This window comes from uncultured Senegalimassilia sp., from assembly GCF_934630535.1.
Taxonomy (GTDB): Bacteria; Actinomycetota; Coriobacteriia; order Coriobacteriales; family Eggerthellaceae; genus Senegalimassilia.
The window spans coordinates 1-18411 of sequence record NZ_CAKTVU010000026.1 but is presented as its reverse complement, the minus strand read 5'-3'; the positions used below and the strand labels follow the sequence as shown (position 1 = coordinate 18411).

Genomic DNA, 18411 nt, shown 5'->3' with positions numbered 1-18411 from the left:
ATATGAAAAAAGAAAGCCCGCCAAGACCTTTCCGATCTTGGCGGGCCGAGCTGTAACACTAGTTTTGATACAGCCCCGTATCTTGTGCTCTATTGAAAGGGGCTGGCGAAGCCGGGGCTTCGCGCTGGGGAACTGCTTCCCCGTCCAGCGCAACAGCTGCTTACGCGGCTGCTACTTCTCTTCCTTGTCCTTCTTGTCAGCCTCGGTGATGCTGCAGTTGGTGATAAGGATGAGCGAGGCAACGGAGGCAGCGGCCTGCAGGGCCGTGACGGTGACCTTGGCCGGATCGGCAACGCCCATGGCGATCATGTCGCCGTACTTGCCGGTCTCGCAATCCAGGCCGAAGCCGGGCTGCGCCTCAAGCGCCTTGGTGACCTCGACGTCGCCGTTGTAACCGGCGTTGCTGCACAGCGCGCGCATAGGCTCCTCAAGCGCCTTGCGCAGGATGTCCACGCCGAAGCGCTCCTCCTCGTTGGCGACTTCCACCTGGTCAAGCACCTTGGATGCCTGGATCAGGGCAACGCCGCCGCCTGCCAGCAGGCCCTGGCTTGCAGCCGAGCGCGTTGCGCGCAGGGCGTCCTGGATACGGCTGCGGATCTCGTTCATCTCGGTCTCGGTTGCGGCGCCGACGCTCATGACGGCGATACCGCCGGACAGCTTCGCCAGGCGCTCACGCATGACGTCCAGCTCGTAGTCGGAATGCGGGTTCTTCAGCTCGTTGCGGATAGCCTCGCAACGCTTCTCGATGGCCTCTTGCTTGCCCTTACCGCCGATGATGAGCGTACGGCTCTTCGTGATCTGCACGCTGGCGGCACGGCCGAGCATGCTCTTCCTGGCGTCGGAAAGCGACAGGCCGCGCTCGGGGGAGATGACCTCGCCGCCGGTGAGGATGGCCATGTCCTCCAGCTCTGCCTTGCGGCGCTCCTCGGCGCCGGGGCACATGACGGCTGCGCTGATGAGCGTGCCCTTCTGGCGGTTCATGAGCAGGGAGTTCAGGGATTCGCCGCGCACGTCGTCGGCAACGATCAGCAGCGGGTGGCCGGACTGCATGACCTCCTCCAGCACGGGCACAACGTCCTTGAAGTTGTCGGCCAGGCGCTGGTCGGTGATCAGGATGTAGGGCTGCTCCAGCTCGCCGGTCATGGAGCCCATGTCGTCGGCCATGTACGGGGAGATGAAGCCGCGGTCGAACAGCATGCCCTTCTTGATCTCCAGGCCGATGCCGAACTTGGTGGACTTCTCAACGGAGATGACGCCGTCCTGGCCGATCTCGTCCAGGGCCTCGGCGATCTTCGCGCCGATCTCGGGGTCGCCCGAGGAAACGGTGGCGATCTCGGCCATCTGCTCGCGCGTGGTCACCTGCGTGGCGGCCTTCAGCAGCTCGTCGGATGCGATGTCGGCGGCCTTCTGGATGCCACGGCGCAGCGCCAGCGGGTCGTTGCCGGCGGTAACGTAGCGCACACCCTCGCGCACGATGGCGTCGGCAAGCAGCGTTGCCGTGGAAGTGCCGTCGCCGGCCTCGTTGTTCGCGGCGGTTGCGGCCTCGCGGACCACCTGCAGGCCCATCTTCTCCACATGGTCGTATGCGCCCACATGTGCGGCAACGGTAGCGCCGTCGTTGGAGACGTTGGGATGACGCTCGCCCTTCTTGGTGATGCCGACGTAGCGGCCCTTCGGGCCGATGGTCACGCGCACCGCGTCGGCCAGCTTCGCCACACCGGTCGCAAGCTTCTCGCGCGTCTCGTTGTCGTATGCGATTTCCTTAGCCATGCTATGAGCCCCTTCCTTGAGCACGTGCATAACGATATTTGCTACCAAAGAAAGTTAGCACTCTTTGCCGAGGAGTGCTAGATGCAGGCGGGTATTTATGGGAAACGGAAGCGTTTCGTTACCTATTTACACTTCCAGCCACGCCGCCAGCGGCTCGGGGGCGTCGAACACGCCGCAGTTGCTGCGCCAGTCGGTGGAGTTGAGGCCCGTAGCCGTGGCACGGTCGAGCATCTCGACCAGCGGATCAAAGTATCCGCCCACGTTCAAAATGGCGCTTTTCGCATCCAACTCGCCCGCCTTCACCTGGGAAAGCACCACGAAGAACTCGTCGAACGTGCCCAGGCCGCCCGGCATGGTAACGAACGCGTCCGCCATGCCGATCATGCGCTCCTTGCGCGTTGCCAGGTCGGACTCGCAAATCAGCTCGGTGCACGGGTAAACGGGGCGACCTTTCTTGTTCAAGCCCTCGGTCACCACGCCCACAACGCTGCCACCGGCATCGCCCACGCCGTGCGCCACCGCGCCCATCAGGCCCACATCGTAGCCGCCGAACACCAGGCCATGCCCGCGTTTTGCCAGCGTACGCCCCAGTTCGTAGGCGGCGTCAACATACACCGCATCCAAGTTCAAACTCGACGACCCGAACACGCAAACCCTCATGGCGAAACCCTTTCAACCGAAAACAGCAACGCGCCCTAGCCTACACCATCACGCAGCGTTTCGCCTACACGCCGCCGCCTTTGTCGTGACCGGGGGCACCCTGTTCGGGCGTACGAGCTTCAACTTTGCCGCGCGAATTGTCGGCCTCGGAGAACCACGCGTCGCAAAGCTGCTGGTAGGAACTATCTTCCCGCATCGCACAAAGCGCCTGCGCCACAGCCTGCGCCAGCGCCTCGTTGCCAGCGTCGAACGCCAGCGCATAGCCCGCGTCGGCCCCTTCGATGTGCTGCACCACATGCTCATCGCCATATGACACGCGCAAGTGGTAGTTCGCGGCCTGCTCATCAGCGACAACGGCATCCACATTACGCGCCTGTAGCGCCGAAAACAGCTCAACCACGTTGTTGTACTCAACTAGTTGTACATCAGCAAGCGAAGATGCCGCCCATGCAGCGCCGGGTGAGCCTGCAAGCACGCCGACCTTACATCCGCCCAGGTCATCAACGCTTTCAACAGCGGAAGACTTCTTTGCCACCAAGCATTGGCTCACGTCTACGAACGGAACGCGCACCATGCCCGACGCGTCATCTGCAACAACGCTCCCAACCTGCCCGCTTACGGCATCCGCCACCGTCATGGCCGCGTCGGCCCGCACCTGCGCACCACGAACGGTCTGCCCTGCCACCTGCGCACGCGCAAGCGCCGCATCAGCCGAATCTGCCTTCGACCAGGCAACTTCAACGTCAAGCCGCTGCGCAACCGCATCCATCAGCTCGCAGCCGAACCCCGTTTGCACGCCGTTGGCATCCTGAAAATACGGCAGGCAGTCCAACGGGCACGCCACCGTCAACGCACCCTCGTGCACCAGCGACAACTCCGCCGCCTGCTTCTCGACACCCGCCGACGCACCACCTTGTGCATCCGCCCCCGAAACAGGGCTGAACCCGGCGCACCCGCCGAGCCCAGCAACCAGCGCCACGCACAGCGCAGCGCTTCCTATAACGCGGCGGCAACGCGCCGCCACTACGCAGCCTCTTCCACGCTGTCCAGCAGCTCTTCCAGCAGGTCAGCGTCCTCTTCCACATAGCCCATGACCAGCTGGGCCAAACCCTGGTAGAACATGGTGCGCGCGAAGCGACGCATGTCTTCGGTCATCATGGGCAGCCAGTTCAGCAGGTGGTCCTGCGCGAACTTCTGCTGCGTGCGCAGTTTCTCGATGGCCTTGTCCTCGTCGCCGGCACGCAGAGCCTCGGCCGTGCGCATGGCCATACGCTGCATAAACTCCAGCTCAAGGGCAATGTGGTCCTCGCCCTCGGTCCAACGACCACGCTTCAGGTTGTTCTCGCGCAGCGTTTGCAGCACCTCGGCGCGCGCTTCCTGCATCATCAAACGACGCTCGGAGGTGTACACGCTCTCGAACGGGTACGCCGCCGAGAAGCCGTTGACGCCGTGGCCGATAAAGGTGCGCACATAATCGACGGCAAGCTCGTTGATGCTGTCGTCCCAGCTGGTGCGCAGGTAGTCGTACAGCATGTGGTAGCCCTCGTCCACCTTGGCGCTGCCCGTGGCGGCCGGGAAGCGCATGCCCTGCAGCTCCGTCAGCGCAGCCTTGTCAACTTCCTTCAGAAACAGGCGCGCCATCAGGCCGTACGTACGAGCGCGACCATCCATCAGCGCAGCCAGGTCCATCTCTTCCTCAGCAGCGGGTGCTGCAGCCATGTTCTCAGCCATCGGTTACTCCCCCTTCTTCGCACACGCGGCCTCAACCTCGGGGATCATCTTGCGTCCCAGGTCGGTCAGCTGCCACGAGTGATCTTTCCAATGCAGCGCGTCGGTTTTCTCCAGCATGTCAATGAAGTGACCACCGAAGCGGCGCGGGCTTTTCACCACGTCGAACCCGTCCACCAGCGTTTCGATGTCGTCCTTCGAACGCGGCGCGGCATCCACGAAGTTCATGACCGCGCGGTATACCTCTAGGTACTTCACGTCGCGGTTGAACACCATGTCGCGGAACGCCGAACCATCAGTCATCTGGGCGAACACGGCGCTGCCGGCCTCGGTGGTGCGCCACGTGGGGTCAACGCGCTCCTTGATTTCCAGGTACTCAACGCCCTCGGCCGCGTCCTCGCGCTCTTCGGACGTTTCCGGCATCTCCAGCTCAAGCGCTCCGGCGCGCTCCAGCATGCGGCACAGCGTGGTGGTGCCGTACACGGAACGGTTGTCGGCCTGCAGCGCGTCAACCTTTTCCGTAAGCTCGCTGTTCACGCAACCGCCTTCGCACCAACCCAGAATGGAAACCAGCACCGGGCGACGCGCCGGGTTGTGATCGAGCATAGCCAGCACGGCCTGCACGGCACCGCCCTGGCGCTCGGGGCTGTACACCGACTCGCGCTGCATGTCCTCGGGCATATTGCGCATGGTGGGATAGTCCACCGTATCAAGCGGGTTGTCGTCGTCCATGTCCTCCTGGTTGATTTCCAGGTCGTCCACGGCCAGCGGGTCGAACTCGTCCTCTTCGTCCCATAAATCAGCAATTTGATTTTCGGCCATTGCAAATCCCCCTGTTCTACGTCGGGCCCCGGCGCGCGGCGCAGGGCCGGCCGGCGTTCACCTCGAACACGCGGCCGAATGCCTGCAAACACCCAGGTCGCAGACGTGCTTCCTCTTCGCTGCCGCCCATTATAGGAAGCGCGGGGAACGGGCCATCATCCCGCAAACCCTAAAATGGCGAAGTTGTCGCCGCCTCCGCGGCATCCAAGGCGCGTGCAGCATCATACGCGGGGGCTGATTCCATATTTCCCCAGGTCAAAGGCTTGCGAATCAGTTGCCTCGGCAGCTGTGCACCCGTATACTGCGAACCACGTTGCCGAAAGCGGGGCTTCCATTCCTCGACTCTTACGAGAAGGGAGGCTCAAATGGCAAACGTATCTTGGGGCAAGAAGCTTCTTGCCATCGCGGTCGCGTGCTGCGCGTGCGCGATGATCGCCGTGCCGGCCTATGCGTTCTACTACGTCCACAGCGATGAGGGCGTCCAGGTGGAAAGCAAGGGAGTGTACGAGGTCACGTGCGTGCTGGACGAAACCGCCCAGGGCGGCGCTATTCGTAGCGAGCTGGTCATCGTTCCCGAGGGAAGCACGGTCAAGGACCTGCTGAACGAGGACGTCATGTCCAGCGAGAATCAGAACGGCCTTGAGGCCATTCACAACTACGACGTCACCAGCCTGGCCGACTACCTGGCCGGCAAGCAGTACACGGCAACCGTGTACGCCGCCGAGACCCAGAAGCCGGGCACGCAGACCACGCACGACGGCCAGGGCACCACGGGTGAGGACACCCAGCTCAACCGTTACGACAACGTGGTCATCAAGGTGGCCTAGCGCCCGACGCGCATACGGGCCGGTCGGCCAGCCGGCCCGCGCGCCTTGCACACGCGTTCGCAGCCGAGCTGCCGCACGCGCGCGGTGAATACGTGTGCGGCCGAGCCGACGGGGCGCAGCCTCGCGGGGAAGCACTCGACGCGAAACTGAATATGCTCCCGTAATATCATCCTCTAGGGATGATTTTTCCGTTTCCGCTGGTCAAAAGCCTAACTTTAATGGGGTGACTCAAAATCACCCCGCATCTCGCGCATCATCCCCCCATCGCCCGCTATCATGGGGCACCGAAGAGGATACACAACGCAATACGGGGAGGATTTGCGTATGGGGGTACGCGTTCCAAAAGTCACGCTCAAGGCCGATTTCGGCGACGAAAGCGCGTTCGGCGAGTTGAGTTTGCTATCGGTCGGCTACGGCCTACATCAAGCATGGGTGTACGCCACCATGTTCGGCACCTCATCGGTGTTCGGACCCATGCCCTGCTTCGAGGGGCTCTACGGCAGCAGCGTCACCATGCCCTATCTGATCTCATCGATCGTCTACATATTCGCCATGCTGTTCATCGCGGCCACGGACCAGCGCTTCCTGAAGCTGTACACATCCCGCAAGCTGCTCTGTATCGGCGCCGTGCTTTCGTGCGTGGGATCGCTGCTGCTTCTGGCCACTCCCTTCTTCGGCGCCTCGTTGGCGAGCACGATTTCCGGCATTATGACCGGCATCGGCTCGGCCATCCTCATAGTGTACTGGGGCACAGCGTTCGCCCGCACCGACAGCGCCTCGATCGTGCTGAACACCGCCATCGCCATCTCCATCGCCATCGGCCTGTTCGCCACCGTGCTGCACTACGCGCCCTTCCCCGTGTCCGCCCTTGCGATCGCCTGCGTTCCGCTGCTTGAGCTGGCCATCCTCCTGAAGAAAACGCCCAAGCCCTACCACGAGCGCGACGAGGTCCCCATCTTCAAACCGCTACCTATCAACCGTGGCAAGTTCGTCGTGCGCTTCGGCGCCCCCGTGCTGGTGCTCGGCATCGCTCTGGGCATGTTGCGCTCGAACTCGCTGCAGAACCTTGTGACGAAAACCAGCGTTGGCGCCCAGCCGATGCTGCTGCTGGCAGCCGGCTGCGCCACCGTGCTGGTGCTCGTAACCATCATGGCACTCGGCGCCGGCGACCGGTGGAGCCGCTTCTTCCAACCTCTTGTGCCGTTCATCGCCGTCACCGTGTTCCTCATGCCCCTCGCTAGCGCCGAAAACGCCTCGTTGACCAGCGTGATCATGCTCGTGGGCTTCCTGTGCTTCGAATCGCTCATGTGGATCTTCTTCGCCGACCTGTCGCAGCGCTTCCGCCTGTCGCCCGTCTTCGTGTTCGGCCTGGGCCGCGCCATCATGGCGTTCGCCATCATGTTCGGCACGCTCGTGCCCGTCGCCCTCGCGAACTACGCGCACCTGCTGCCGTTCGGCGAGCAGACGCTCGTGATCTTGCTGCTGCTCGTCATCGTGTTCGCCTACGCGCTGCTGCCCCGCGAGCGTGAGATCGAGTCGATCATCATGCCATGCCCCCTGGTCAAAGCCGTATCCGCCAGCTTCGAGCGCAAAGAGGAATCCCAGCGTGCGGCCGGTTTGCGCAACTGCGGGGCCGCCATGGGAATGGACGTCGCCCTCGAGAAAGCAGTAGCCGAAAGCGCGCCGCAACGCGAGCAAACGGCGGATAACCTGGCAAATGGCGAAAGGAAGCCGACGACGGGCAATCAAGCCGCAGAAGGCAACGGAACCGCACCGGCAGATGCCCCCTTGGCAGCCGGCGCCGCGGCAGCTGACCGCGCGGAAGCTGCAGCGGCCCCTTGCGAAGCTCCCGCTGCAGCCGATAACGCCACCGCTTACCGTGCCGCATGCGAAGACGGCGAAGACGCGGCGAACGCGGAACCGGCCGGAGCCGCAAGCGGCCCCGAAGGCGCGACTGCCGTGCAGCCTGTCGTCAACATGGACGGGACCGAGGGCGCGACAACTTCGGCCGCAACGCCATCGGCCCTGCCGATGTCACGCGAACGGCAAGCAACCCAGCCCGCACCCGCGGCGAACGCCGAAACGCGCTTCGCGAAGCCCAACGAGCCCGCGCGCGGCGGCGGCCGCTTCCGCGGCAAGTGCGAGACGGTGGCCAACACGTTCCTCCTGTCGCGCCGCGAGACCGAGATCCTGTTCTTCCTGGCCAAAGGCCATAACGCTGCCTATATCCAGGAGAAGCTCTACATCTCGGAGGGCACGGCCAAGACGCACATCCGCCACATCTACCGCAAGTGCGACGTCCACAACCAGCAGGACCTCATGCGCATGGTCGAGGACGCGCAGCCGACGGAATAGCGGCGCGAAGGACGGCGCGGGGCAGGCTCGGCCGGGCACAGGCGGCGCCTACCATCGCGCGCAGCTTGAAATAGCAAGTTCTGGGCGGTTTTGAAGGCCGAAACCGCCTAAACGGAGAATCTGGGCATTCGCGACCTGGGGTTTTACCGAGAAAATGCGAAGCAATGCTCGGAAAACCGCCCAGAAGGCCAGAGACATGGCGCGAAAAGCCCTTTTTTCCTGCAAAACAACCCAGAACCAACCCCCTGCGTGCACGCAGGGGGCAAACACGGGAACGAACGCCTCGGCCCCTGCGCAGGGCGCTGCCGGGCGCAGGGCGCGGGGCAGGCTCGGCCGTGCACGGACGGCGCCCACCGCCGCTCCCGCACCGCAGACCTCCTCCCCCGCTTTCCCGACGCTTCACCTGGCGATTTCCCGCTTTCCCCGCTTACAATATAATGACGATTGCATAAAGGACGTCACCTCGTCATTATGTTTGTGGCATGATGGACCATCGGTAAATTCGCGGCTTATCGCCGCCATGATATGGAACAGCGTTGCAAGGAGCGGTAATGGGCATCTTCTCGAAGTTCGAAGGCAAAATGGAGGACACGTTCGAGGGCACGGCGGACAAGATGTTCGATGCCCCCATCTCCCCTGTTCAGATTGCCAAGAAGGCCGAAAAGCAGATGCGCCGCGAGAAGATGGTCGGCGCCGGCAAGCAGTACGCGCCCACGCTTTACACCGTGCTGGTCAACCCCGACGACGACCGTCGTCTGTTCGGCTACTACCCCACGCTTGCGGGCGAGACGGAAACCTACCTGGCGGCGAAGGCCTCCGAGCAGGGCCTGACCATGGATGGCCAGCCGCTCGTGCGCTTTATCGTCGACGAGGGCCTCAAGCACGGCAAGTTCGATATCATCGCCGAAGCCGTCGCCGCGCCCATCATCTCCCAGCTGCGCAACGAGGAGATGGAGCGCTACGGCCTTGGCGGGGCAAACAGCGGCTACGGCGCCGCTGCCGCATACCCTGCACAGCAGTTCGGCCGCGCAGGCGCAGCCATGCCCGACCAGCGCTTCAACCAGTACGACCAGTACGACCAATATGATCAGTATGACCAGTACGGCAACCAGGGTTATCAGCAGGCGCCCGCCGGCAACGGCTGGGAAGCCCAGGGCTATCAGGCGCCCGCGCAGGAGCCTTGGGGCCAGCCCGCAGCCGCCGCTCCCGATTACGCTGCGGCCCAGCAGGCCGCTGCCGGTGCGGTCGATCAGTTCAACGCTTACGCCGCCGGCGCCGCTCCTGCGGCAGCGGCCGCGGGCTACGCTGCAGGTCAGGCGGCCGCTGCCGCCGCCCCGCAGCCTCAGGCCGTGCCGCAGCAGGCAGCGCCGCAGCAGGCCGCCAACACCGTGGTGTTCGCCGGCGGCGGCGTGCCCGGTCAGCAGCCCGCCCAGCCGCGACAGGCTCCGTGTGCCCGTCTGATCGATACGGCCGCCAACCGCGCCATCGACCTGGCAAGCGCCCGCGTCACGCTCGGCCGCGAGTCGCGCAACGACATCACCATCCCCGACATCAACGTGTCGCGCAGCCACGCCGAGATCTCCCTGAGCCCTCAGGGCGCATGGGTCATCACCGACCTGGGCTCCACCAACGGCACGTACGTCAACGGTCGCGCCGTCGCCAGCCAGCCGCTGAACGAAGGCGACCACATCGCCATGGGGTCCACGAACTTCGTCTTCACGTTGGCCTAAGCGAAAGCGAGAGGATTCCCCGTGATCGATTACGCGCTGCTTCTCATCCGCCTGCTGTTCGTCGCGCTGCTGTACCTGTTCCTGTTCGCCATCATGAAAACCGGCATCGGGGCGGTGCGCGGCCAGCGCAAACGCGAGCGCACGTGGAGCCTTTCGGTCGAAAAGGGACCGAAGGAGCTGCGCGGCGTATCCATCGTGGTGCGCGGCCCGGTCATCGTGGGCCGCAACCCCGGGGCCGACATCGTCATCGGCGCGGGCTACGTGTCCGGCAGGCACGCCCGCTTCAGTCTCATGGGGCAGAACCTGTTCGTGGAGGACCTGGGGTCCACCAACGGCACGGCTGTCAACGGCCAGTTCATCAACGAGCCCACCGCACTGCGTAACGGGGACACCGTCAACGTGGGCGACGTGGCCATTCGCGTGAGGTTTGCATAATGTCCCGTGATAAGCATTCCTACCGTTCCACTCAGCGCACGCGCAAAGGCGCCGTCACCACGTTCGGAAGCCGAACCGACGTCGGCTGCGTGCGCGATCACAACGAGGATAGCCTGGTAGTAGCCCCGCCGCTGTTCGCCGTCGCCGACGGCATGGGCGGCCACGCCGCAGGCGAGGTGGCCTCGGAGATAGCGGTGAACGTGCTGGCCGAGCTGGCTCCGAAAGACCTCGACGGCGCCGTCCTGGAGCACGCCGTCGAAGAAGCGAACCGCGAGATCATCCGCGCGGCGCGCGACGGGCGCGGCCGCGACGGCATGGGCACCACCCTTACCGCCTGCATGCTGGAAAACGAGCGCCTGGTCATCGCACAGGTCGGCGACTCGCGCGCCTATCTGCTGCATCACGGCAAGCTGCAGCAGCTCACGCGCGACCACAGCCTTATGGCCGACATGATCGAGGCCGGCCAGCTCACCCCCGAGGAAGCGCGGCATCATCCGCAGCGCTCCGTCATCACGCGCGCGCTCGGGTCCGATCCCAACACGCGCCCCGATATGTACGAGATCAACGTCGAGACGGGCGATCGCCTGCTCGTGTGCTCCGACGGCCTGTCGTCCATGATCGAAGACGAGCAGATCGAAGCCGTCATGCGACGTGTGCCCGACCCGCAACGCTGCGCATCGCAGCTGGTCAACGAGGCTATCGCCGCCGGTGGCCACGACAACGTCACCGTCATCGTCTCCAACGTCACCGGATTCGCCGAGAAACGCCGCCGCAAGCTGGCGCGCAAGACGAAGTTCTCCGTGGCGCTGGTGCTCGTGCTGTTCCTGGCCATCCTAGGCGGCGGCGCATGGGGCGTGCATACGTGGCTCCACACCACCGCGTACCTGGGCGAGGACAACGGCAAGGTTGCCGTCTACGAGGGCGTTCCCGCCGATTTCCTGGGCATGCCCCTTTATAAGCAGCAAGAAGTCACCGACGTGAGCGTCGACAGCCTGCAACCCGGCACGGCCACGCGCCTGCAGGAAGGCATCCGCGTGGACAACATGGACGCCGCCCAGGACCTGGTGCAGCAATATCGCCAGGAAGCGGCCCAGCGCAGCAAGCCGGAAGGCTCCGAGCAGGCCGAGTCGACGCAGGCAGGCACCGCCACCACCGACGACGCCGCCGCGAACGCGCCGGCCGTCGCATCGCAAACCGGCACGGGAACGCAGAGGTAACGCATCATGTCCCGTCGCAACATAGAACTCGTCCTTTTGCTGGTGGCGGCTCCGGTCGTCGCCCTGCTGTTCGTCATGATCGCCATCACGGAAGGCCAGCAGGTCAACGTCGATTCGCTCAGCGTACCCATCGGCATCTTCGCCGCCTTCGTGGTGGCCCACCTTGCCGTGCGCAAGCTCGCGCCCGGCGCCGACCCCGCCCTGCTGCCCCTGGCGTTCGGCCTATCGGGCATCGGCATCGCCTTCATCACGCGCATCGCGCCGTTCACGGACGCGCCCAACATGGCTCAAGGCCAGGTGGTCTGGCTGTTCGTGGGCGTGGTCTGCATGATCGTGGTGCTGGCGCTGTTCCGCAACCTGGATAAGATCGCGAACTTCAAATACACCCTCATGCTCGTGGGCATCCTGTTGCTGCTCTCGCCGATGATCCCCGGCCTTGGCCAGGAGATCTACGGCAGCCGCATCTGGTTGCACATCGGCGGCTTCTCCTTCCAGCCCGGCGAGATCGCCAAGATCGTCATCGTGCTGTTCATGGCAAGCTACCTGGCCGAGAACCGCGAGCTGCTGTCCGTATTCACCGTGCGCATGGGCCCGTTCCACCTGCCCGACATCCGATCGCTGCTGCCGCTGCTGCTCATGTGGGGTGTCGCCATGGTCATCGTGGTGTTCGAGAAGGATCTGGGCAGCGCCATGGTGTTCTTCTTCGTGTTCCTGCTCATGCTCTACGTTGCCACGGGGAAGAAGTTCTACCTGGTGGTGGGCCTGGGCCTTATCGCCGTGGGCGGCGTTGCGGCCTACGCAGCCTTCGGTCATGTGCAGGTGCGCGTGAACACCTGGCTCGACCCGTTCTCCGACGCGCAAAACACCGGCTACCAGCTGTGCCAGGCACTCTATTCCATCGCCGACGGCGACCTGTTCGGCGTGGGCCTGGGCAACGGCCTTGCGGGCGGCACCGAGGCGTTCAGCGCCATCCCCGTCGTGGAAAGCGACTTCATCTTCGCCGACATCGCCGAGGAGATCGGCCTTCTGGGCGCGGCCGGCGTGCTGCTGCTGTTCCTGTGCTTCGCCATCCGCGGCTTTTTGACCGCGGCGCGCGCGAAGTCCGACGTGTCCAGCTTCGTGGCCGTGGGCCTGACGGGCATGATCGTGCTGCAGGCGTTCATCATCGTGGGCGGCGTCACGCGCCTCATCCCGCTGACCGGCCTTACCCTGCCCTTCATCAGCCAAGGCGGCTCCTCGCTTCTGGGCAGCTTCATCATCGTGGGCTTCCTATTGCGTGCAGGCGACGAGGCCACGGGCGTGGGCACGGAGATGCTCAACGGCACCACCTCCAGCCTGCACTCCAACAGCGTGCTCGGCCGCATCAGCCTGGGCAAGCGCCTGACCAACGGCATGCTGGTGTGCAGCGCGCTGTTCGCCCTGCTGGTGGCCAACCTCACCATGATCATGGTGGTGCAGGCCGACTCGTACCAGACCATGCCGGGCAACAACCACACTCTTGCCAAGGAAGCGAAGAGCGAGCGCGGGACCATCTCCACCTACGACGGCATCGTGCTGGCGCGCAGCGCCATGGACGACGACGGCAGCTACGATCGCATCTACCCCGCCGGCGACCTGGCCACTCACGTGGTCGGCTACGTGTCGCAGCAGTACGGCACCTCGGGCATCGAGGCCTCGTACAACGAAACCCTGAAGGGCCAGGAAAGCTTCGCCAGCTGGACCGACGTGCTCAACGACATGGCGGGCGTGGGCACCGCCGGCAACGACGTCACGCTCACCATCAACTCGAAGATCCAGCAGGCCGCCCAGGACGCGCTTGCCGGCAACAAGGGCGCGGCGGTGGTCATGGACCCGAAGACCGGTGCCGTGCTGGCGCTTGCAAGCGCGCCCACCTACGATGCCGCGGACTTCGAGCAGGTGATCGCCGCTGCGAACTCCGACACGTCCGACACCTCGCTGATCAACCGCGCGACGGGCACGCTGTACGCTCCGGGCTCCACGTTCAAGATGGTCACCCTGGCCACGGCGATCGAAGACGATGTGGCAAGCGAGTCCACCACGTTCTCCTCGCCGGGCACCATCACCATCGGCAACGCCAGCGTGTCGAACTTCAACAAGACCAGCTACGGCACGCAGACGCTCGAGCAGGCCACGTGGTGGTCGGCCAACACCGTGTACGGCCAGCTGGGCGTGCAGATGGGCGCCGATAAGCTGGTGGAAGGCGCCGAGCGCTTCGGGTTCAACCAGGACCTGGACTTCCCCATCGTCATGTACACGTCGCTCATGGCCGACCCGAGCGAGATGACCGAATGGGAAACCGCCTGGGCCGCCGCCGGCGAGCCGGTGAACCCCATGAATCACGAGAGCCCTGCCGGCCCGCAGGCCACCGTGCTGCAAATGGCCATGGTGGGAAGCGCCATCGCCAACGACGGCGTCGAGATGAAGCCTTATCTGGTGGACGGCGTGTACAACGCCAACGGCCAGCGCAGCTTCACGGCGCAACCCGAGAAACTGCGCATCTCCATCAGCGCAGACACCGCAAAGCGCGTCCGCGAGATCCTCAAGGGCGTTGTTAAGCAAGGAACCGGCACCGCCGCGCAGATCAACGGCGTGGAAGTGGCGGGCAAAACGGGCACGGCCGAGAAGGCCAACAGCAACGACAGCTGGTTCGTGGGCATGGCGCCCGCAGACAATGCCGGCGTGGTGGTTGCCGTGGTCATCGAGGACGGCGACGAGGGCGTGGGCACCCAGAAGGCTCATGACATCTTGCAAACAGCTTTGGAAGTTCAGGGGCTATTGTAGAAAAACGATGCTGAGCGGGGTACTATGGGATTTACTCGAAATTCCGCCCAGCATGTGACCTAAAGGAGTTCAAACGTGACCGGAAACATGATCGGCAGGGTGTTCAACAACCGCTACCAAATCACCGAGCGCATCGGCATCGGCGGCATGGCCGAGGTGTACCGTGCGCAGGACAACGTCTTGGGTCGTTTGGTGGCAGTGAAGGTCATGCTGCCCCAATATGCCGCGGACGAAAGCTTCACGCAAAGGTTCAAGCAAGAAGCCGCAAGCGCCGCCAACCTGCAAAGCCCCTACATCGTCAACGTGTACGACTGGGGCCAGGACGAGGGCACATACTACATCGTCATGGAGTACGTGCGCGGCTCCGACCTGAAAACCGCCATCAACCAACGCGGCGCCATCAACCAGCGCAAGGTCGCCGAGATCGGCAGCCAGGTGTGCCAGGCGCTCTCCGTCGCCCACGGCCTCGACATCATCCACCGCGACATCAAGCCGCAGAACATCATGGTGCAGCCCGACGGCAACGTGAAGGTCATGGACTTCGGCATCGCGCGCGCGAAGAACTCCACCAAGGAGCAGACCTCCAGCGTGCTGGGCACCGCGCACTATATCTCCCCTGAGCAGGCTCAGGGCAAGGAACTCACCGCCGCCAGCGATATCTACTCGCTCGGCATCGTGCTGTACGAGTCCGCCACGGGCAAGCTGCCCTTCGACGGCCCCGACGCGGTCAGCGTCGCCATGAAGCAGGTGCAGGACGAGCCCGTGCCGCCGCGCGAGCTCAACCCCGAGATCGACCCCTCCCTTGAGGCCATCATCCTCAAGGCCATGTCGAAGAACCCCATGGAGCGTTTCGCCACCGCCAAGGACATGCGCTCGGCCCTGAACGATTACCTGGCCGGCCGACCCGTCGCCCTGGGCGCGGGCTTCACCGGCGCGCAGACGCAGATCATGGGCGGCGTGCCCAACATCGGCCCCATGCCCGACGGCACCGCGGTCATGCCCGCGGTCGGCGGCGCCAGCCAGCACGGCGGCAGCTCGCAGAACCATTCGTACATGTCGGACAACACCGCTCCGAAGAAGAAGGGTAAGAAGGTTGCCGCAGTAGTGGCCGCCATCGCAGCCGTGGTGGCGCTTGTCGCCATCGCCGCGTTCGCCCTGGGCGGCAACAGCTCCGGCGAGCAGATCGAGGTTCCCGACGTCACCGGGCAGACGCTCGACCAGGCGAAGACAGCCATCCAGTCCGCCGGCTTCAAAGTAGGCAACGTCACGCAGTCCTACTCCGAGAGCGTCGAATCCGGCAAGGTCATCAGCCAGGACCCCGCAGCCAAGACCAAGAAGGCGAAGGGCTCCACCATCAACCTGACCGTCTCGCAAGGCACACAGGAGATAGAAGTTCCCGACTTGGTCGGTAAAACCGCAGATGAAGCCAAGAAACTGCTCCAGGCCAACGGCTTGAAGTACAAGGCCGGCACCGCGGAATACTCCGACAGCGTGGACAAGGACCGCATCGCACGCCAGGACGTCGCCGCAGGTTCCAAGGTTGCCAAGGACACCGTGGTCACCTACTACCTGTCGCTCGGCTCCGAGGGCAACAGCGTGCCCGACGTCGTCGGTCAAACCCGCAGCAGCGCCACCGCCACCCTGAACAACGCCGGCTTCTACGTCACCGTCGACCAGCAGTACTCCGATACCGTCGAAGAAGGCCTCGTCATCAGCCAGACGCCTTCCAGCGGCAGCAAGCTCAAGGCCGACGGCACCGTGAACATCGTGGTGTCGAAGGGCAAGGAGAGCAAGGCCGTGAGCGTTCCCAGCGTCGTCGGCCAGTCCGAGGGCAGCGCTATGACCACGCTGAACAACGCGGGCTTCAAGGTGACCACCGAGTACCAGACCAGCACCTCGGTCACCTCGGGCAACGTCATCAGCCAGACGCCTACCGCCGGTAGCGAGCTCGATCCCGGCAAGACCGTGCATCTGGTTATCAGCACGGGCTCCGGCAGCTCCACCAACGGCGGCTCTGGCAACAACAGCTCCACCAACGGCGGCTCGGAATCGTCCACCAACGGCGGTTCCACCACCAACGGCGGCAGCAGCTCCAGCTACTAAACCAACGACAAGCGCTTTTCGCCTGCCTAGCGAAGAAAGGACCCCAAGCGGGGTCCTTTCTTTATGCTCAGAAGGAAGCGCATTCCATTTGCACAGCAACGTGACAACAGAGATGCCGGCGGCAACGATAGCAACGGTACCCGGCGAACAGGGGACGGAGGTGTGCCCACGGCAATCCGCGACGTTCCCGAAGGGTTAACGCGAACGCACCTCCGTCCCCTGTTCACGCGCTCATCCCCTGCCCACATCCCTTGTTCGCCCAACCTTTGCGCAACCGACACCTGACGATGCTGCCCGTGCGGCAACGTACTGCGCTCCCACATGGGTATAAGGCGAACACACCAATATGAGCAGAGCATTGTCAAGGGACAAGTTTGGCCAGACCCCGTGTTTTTCGGGGCCTGGCCTTATCATCTGGCCTGCTTCGCTTCCTCGATGGACGTGTCTAGACCGACGCGCGTCTTCGCAGTCTAATATTCGCGGGTTCGCCGGCCGGGCGGCGGCGGCTTCCGATCGGAGAGGCTCGCCGCCACGTGCCCTTTATGTCGCCGGCGTTGCATCGCAGTTCGTTGCTACGGCTGGGGGCGTCACCTTCGGTTTGAAGAGTCTTCCGGCGGGCGTGCCGCGCGAGCAGCGCCCAAGGGAGTGATCAGGAATCGCCCTCAACGGCCAGTCGGATTCGGAGCGCCCGCAGGCTCGGATGGCTATGGGTCGGCGGGGCGCCGGCTACGCGTCGGCCCCCTCGGCCATGCGGCCTATCGCCCAGCACCAGCACGCAAGCTCGCGCGCCGTGGCGCAGTTGGCGACCGAGGGCCGCTTGCCGCGCGCGGACATCTCCCGCCGCCTGGCCACGAGCCTCTTCACGGCCTTGGCGGCATGGTTCTCTATACGCAGGGGTACGTCGGGGCTCGGGGCGGGCTTGCGCGCGGCGGTCGCCCTGGCGTAGTGCCACGACGCCTCCACCAGCAGCCTGCGGACGTTGGAGTTGCCCGTCTTGGTTATGCCGCCGGTGCGTCGTCGCGGGCCGCTGGAGTGCTCGGAGGGCACGAGCCCGGCCCACGTCGAGAAGGCCCTCGCGCTGTCGAACCTGGAGAACACGCCCGCCTCTGCGACCAGGGCGAACGCCGTTATCTCCTCGATGCCCTTCAGGCAGCGCAGGGCATCGACCCGCCCGCGCCAGCGCGGCTCGCGCGCGTGGGCGCGGATGAACTTTTCGAGCTCGCGCTTCTGGCCCTCCATGTGGCGGACCTGCGCGATGTAGAACGCTAGGGCCTCCTCGTCGGCCTCGTCGGGGAACGAGATCTGCCTTATCCAGGCCCAGTGGGCCTTCGTCCAGCTGCCGACGGGCGCGCCGGTCGGCCCCTTCTCGCAGAACACGTGCCCGTGCCTCATGAGGAACAGGTTGAGGCGCTGCCTGGCGCGGGTGAGGTCGGCGCGGGCGTCGGCGTGCGCGCGGACGAGGTCGCGCGCGGCCTCGGTCTCGGCGTCGGGCACGAACACCTCGGTCACGTTGTGCGTGGCCAGCAGCCTGGCCAGGAATTGGGCGTCGGAGAGGTCGTTCTTGCGCTTGACGTCGGCCGGCGGCCGCTGCATCTTGGACGACGCGCCCACGGCGCACTCGAGCCCCAGCGCGTTGAGCTCGCGGCAAAGGTGGAAGCCCGTGACGCCGGACTCGTAGACGGCTTTGGGCGAGTCGAATCCCAGCGCCCAGGACGCGACCTCGCCGGGCGAGTATGCGAACGTCTTGGTAACGACCTCCCCGGTGAGCGGGTCGAGCGCCGCGGCGGCGATGGACCTTGCGTGGACGTCCAGCCCGATGGATGTGGTATGGTTCATGGCGAGCCCCTCCCATGCTTGTGGCAACCCGGCTGGCTGCCGGCTTCCGAGACGAGGTCATTATCAGCCCTGACCCACGGATTTGCATGCAGAGGGGCTCACAATGCTCTGCTCATATCGTCTTCC

The 18411-nt window shown here is 64.6% G+C and carries 13 protein-coding genes; 7 read left to right on the top strand and 6 right to left on the bottom strand.

Annotated features, from left to right (window positions below):
- Positions 1-171: 171 nt before the first annotated feature.
- The 5 genes from groL to Q0D52_RS09400 form a co-directional block, all read right to left on the bottom strand.
- Positions 172-1770 carry a chaperonin GroEL gene (gene groL / locus Q0D52_RS09420; protein ID WP_294382393.1) on the bottom strand — a complete coding sequence of 533 codons (1599 nt, stop codon included), beginning with the start codon at positions 1768-1770 and terminating at the stop codon, positions 172-174.
- 126 nt (positions 1771-1896) lie between these two features.
- A complete protein-coding gene (locus tag Q0D52_RS09415; protein ID WP_294382390.1) occupies positions 1897-2430 on the bottom strand; it encodes a TIGR00730 family Rossman fold protein in 534 nt (177 codons plus the stop codon).
- Between the two features lie 64 nt (positions 2431-2494).
- Complete coding sequence (locus Q0D52_RS09410; protein WP_294382387.1) at positions 2495-3454, bottom strand: transporter substrate-binding domain-containing protein; 960 nt, start codon at positions 3452-3454, stop codon at positions 2495-2497.
- Complete coding sequence (locus tag Q0D52_RS09405) at positions 3454-4161, bottom strand: molecular chaperone (protein WP_294382384.1); 708 nt, start codon at positions 4159-4161, stop codon at positions 3454-3456. The genes Q0D52_RS09410 and Q0D52_RS09405 overlap by 1 nt, the downstream gene beginning before the upstream one ends.
- Positions 4162-4164: 3 nt before the next feature.
- Complete coding sequence (locus Q0D52_RS09400; protein ID WP_118349381.1) at positions 4165-4980, bottom strand: hypothetical protein; 816 nt, start codon at positions 4978-4980, stop codon at positions 4165-4167.
- A gap of 365 nt (positions 4981-5345) precedes the next feature.
- On the opposite strand from Q0D52_RS09400, the gene Q0D52_RS09395 reads away from it, so the two are divergent.
- The 7 genes from Q0D52_RS09395 to pknB all read left to right on the top strand — a co-directional run bounded on the left by Q0D52_RS09395 (position 5346) and on the right by pknB (position 16449).
- Positions 5346-5807 carry a hypothetical protein gene (locus Q0D52_RS09395; protein ID WP_294382378.1) on the top strand — a complete coding sequence of 154 codons (462 nt, stop codon included), beginning with the start codon at positions 5346-5348 and terminating at the stop codon, positions 5805-5807.
- Between the two features lie 324 nt (positions 5808-6131).
- Positions 6132-8162, top strand: coding sequence for a LuxR C-terminal-related transcriptional regulator (locus tag Q0D52_RS09390; RefSeq protein ID WP_294382376.1), 2031 nt, complete (start codon positions 6132-6134; stop codon positions 8160-8162).
- A gap of 551 nt (positions 8163-8713) precedes the next feature.
- Positions 8714-9892: a DUF3662 and FHA domain-containing protein gene (locus tag Q0D52_RS09385; protein ID WP_294382373.1), complete on the top strand. Its 1179-nt coding sequence runs from the start codon at positions 8714-8716 to the stop codon at positions 9890-9892.
- 21 nt (positions 9893-9913) lie between these two features.
- The gene (locus Q0D52_RS09380; protein ID WP_042432199.1) at positions 9914-10327 is read left to right on the top strand and encodes an FHA domain-containing protein; all 414 of its coding nucleotides are present in this window, start codon (positions 9914-9916) and stop codon (positions 10325-10327) included.
- A complete protein-coding gene (locus Q0D52_RS09375) occupies positions 10327-11544 on the top strand; it encodes a Stp1/IreP family PP2C-type Ser/Thr phosphatase (RefSeq protein ID WP_294382369.1) in 1218 nt (405 codons plus the stop codon). The genes Q0D52_RS09380 and Q0D52_RS09375 overlap by 1 nt, the downstream gene beginning before the upstream one ends.
- A 6-nt stretch (positions 11545-11550) precedes the next feature.
- Positions 11551-14346 carry an FtsW/RodA/SpoVE family cell cycle protein gene (locus Q0D52_RS09370; protein WP_294382366.1) on the top strand — a complete coding sequence of 932 codons (2796 nt, stop codon included), beginning with the start codon at positions 11551-11553 and terminating at the stop codon, positions 14344-14346.
- A 75-nt stretch (positions 14347-14421) separates the two neighbouring features.
- The gene (gene pknB / locus Q0D52_RS09365; RefSeq protein WP_294363010.1) at positions 14422-16449 is read left to right on the top strand and encodes a Stk1 family PASTA domain-containing Ser/Thr kinase; all 2028 of its coding nucleotides are present in this window, start codon (positions 14422-14424) and stop codon (positions 16447-16449) included.
- A 726-nt stretch (positions 16450-17175) separates the two neighbouring features.
- Here the strand turns inward: pknB and Q0D52_RS09360 are convergent.
- Positions 17176-18285, bottom strand: coding sequence for an IS110 family transposase (locus Q0D52_RS09360; RefSeq protein ID WP_294382363.1), 1110 nt, complete (start codon positions 18283-18285; stop codon positions 17176-17178).
- Between the last annotated feature and the right edge of the window lie 126 nt (positions 18286-18411).

Bases quoted from the DNA above. Each gene is read 5' to 3' on its own strand.
- Q0D52_RS09400 (WP_118349381.1), bottom strand. From the start codon at position 4,980: ATGGCCGAAAATCAAATTGCTGATTTATGGGACGAAGAGGACGAGTTC.
- Q0D52_RS09390 (WP_294382376.1), top strand. From the start codon at position 6,132: ATGGGGGTACGCGTTCCAAAAGTCACGCTCAAGGCCGATTTCGGCGAC.
- Q0D52_RS09415 (WP_294382390.1), bottom strand. From the start codon at position 2,430: ATGAGGGTTTGCGTGTTCGGGTCGTCGAGTTTGAACTTGGATGCGGTG.
- groL (WP_294382393.1), bottom strand. From the start codon at position 1,770: ATGGCTAAGGAAATCGCATACGACAACGAGACGCGCGAGAAGCTTGCG.
- Q0D52_RS09360 (WP_294382363.1), bottom strand. From the start codon at position 18,285: ATGAACCATACCACATCCATCGGGCTGGACGTCCACGCAAGGTCCATC.
- Q0D52_RS09370 (WP_294382366.1), top strand. From the start codon at position 11,551: ATGTCCCGTCGCAACATAGAACTCGTCCTTTTGCTGGTGGCGGCTCCG.
- Q0D52_RS09385 (WP_294382373.1), top strand. From the start codon at position 8,714: ATGGGCATCTTCTCGAAGTTCGAAGGCAAAATGGAGGACACGTTCGAG.
- Q0D52_RS09395 (WP_294382378.1), top strand. From the start codon at position 5,346: ATGGCAAACGTATCTTGGGGCAAGAAGCTTCTTGCCATCGCGGTCGCG.
- Q0D52_RS09375 (WP_294382369.1), top strand. From the start codon at position 10,327: ATGTCCCGTGATAAGCATTCCTACCGTTCCACTCAGCGCACGCGCAAA.
- Q0D52_RS09405 (WP_294382384.1), bottom strand. From the start codon at position 4,161: ATGGCTGAGAACATGGCTGCAGCACCCGCTGCTGAGGAAGAGATGGAC.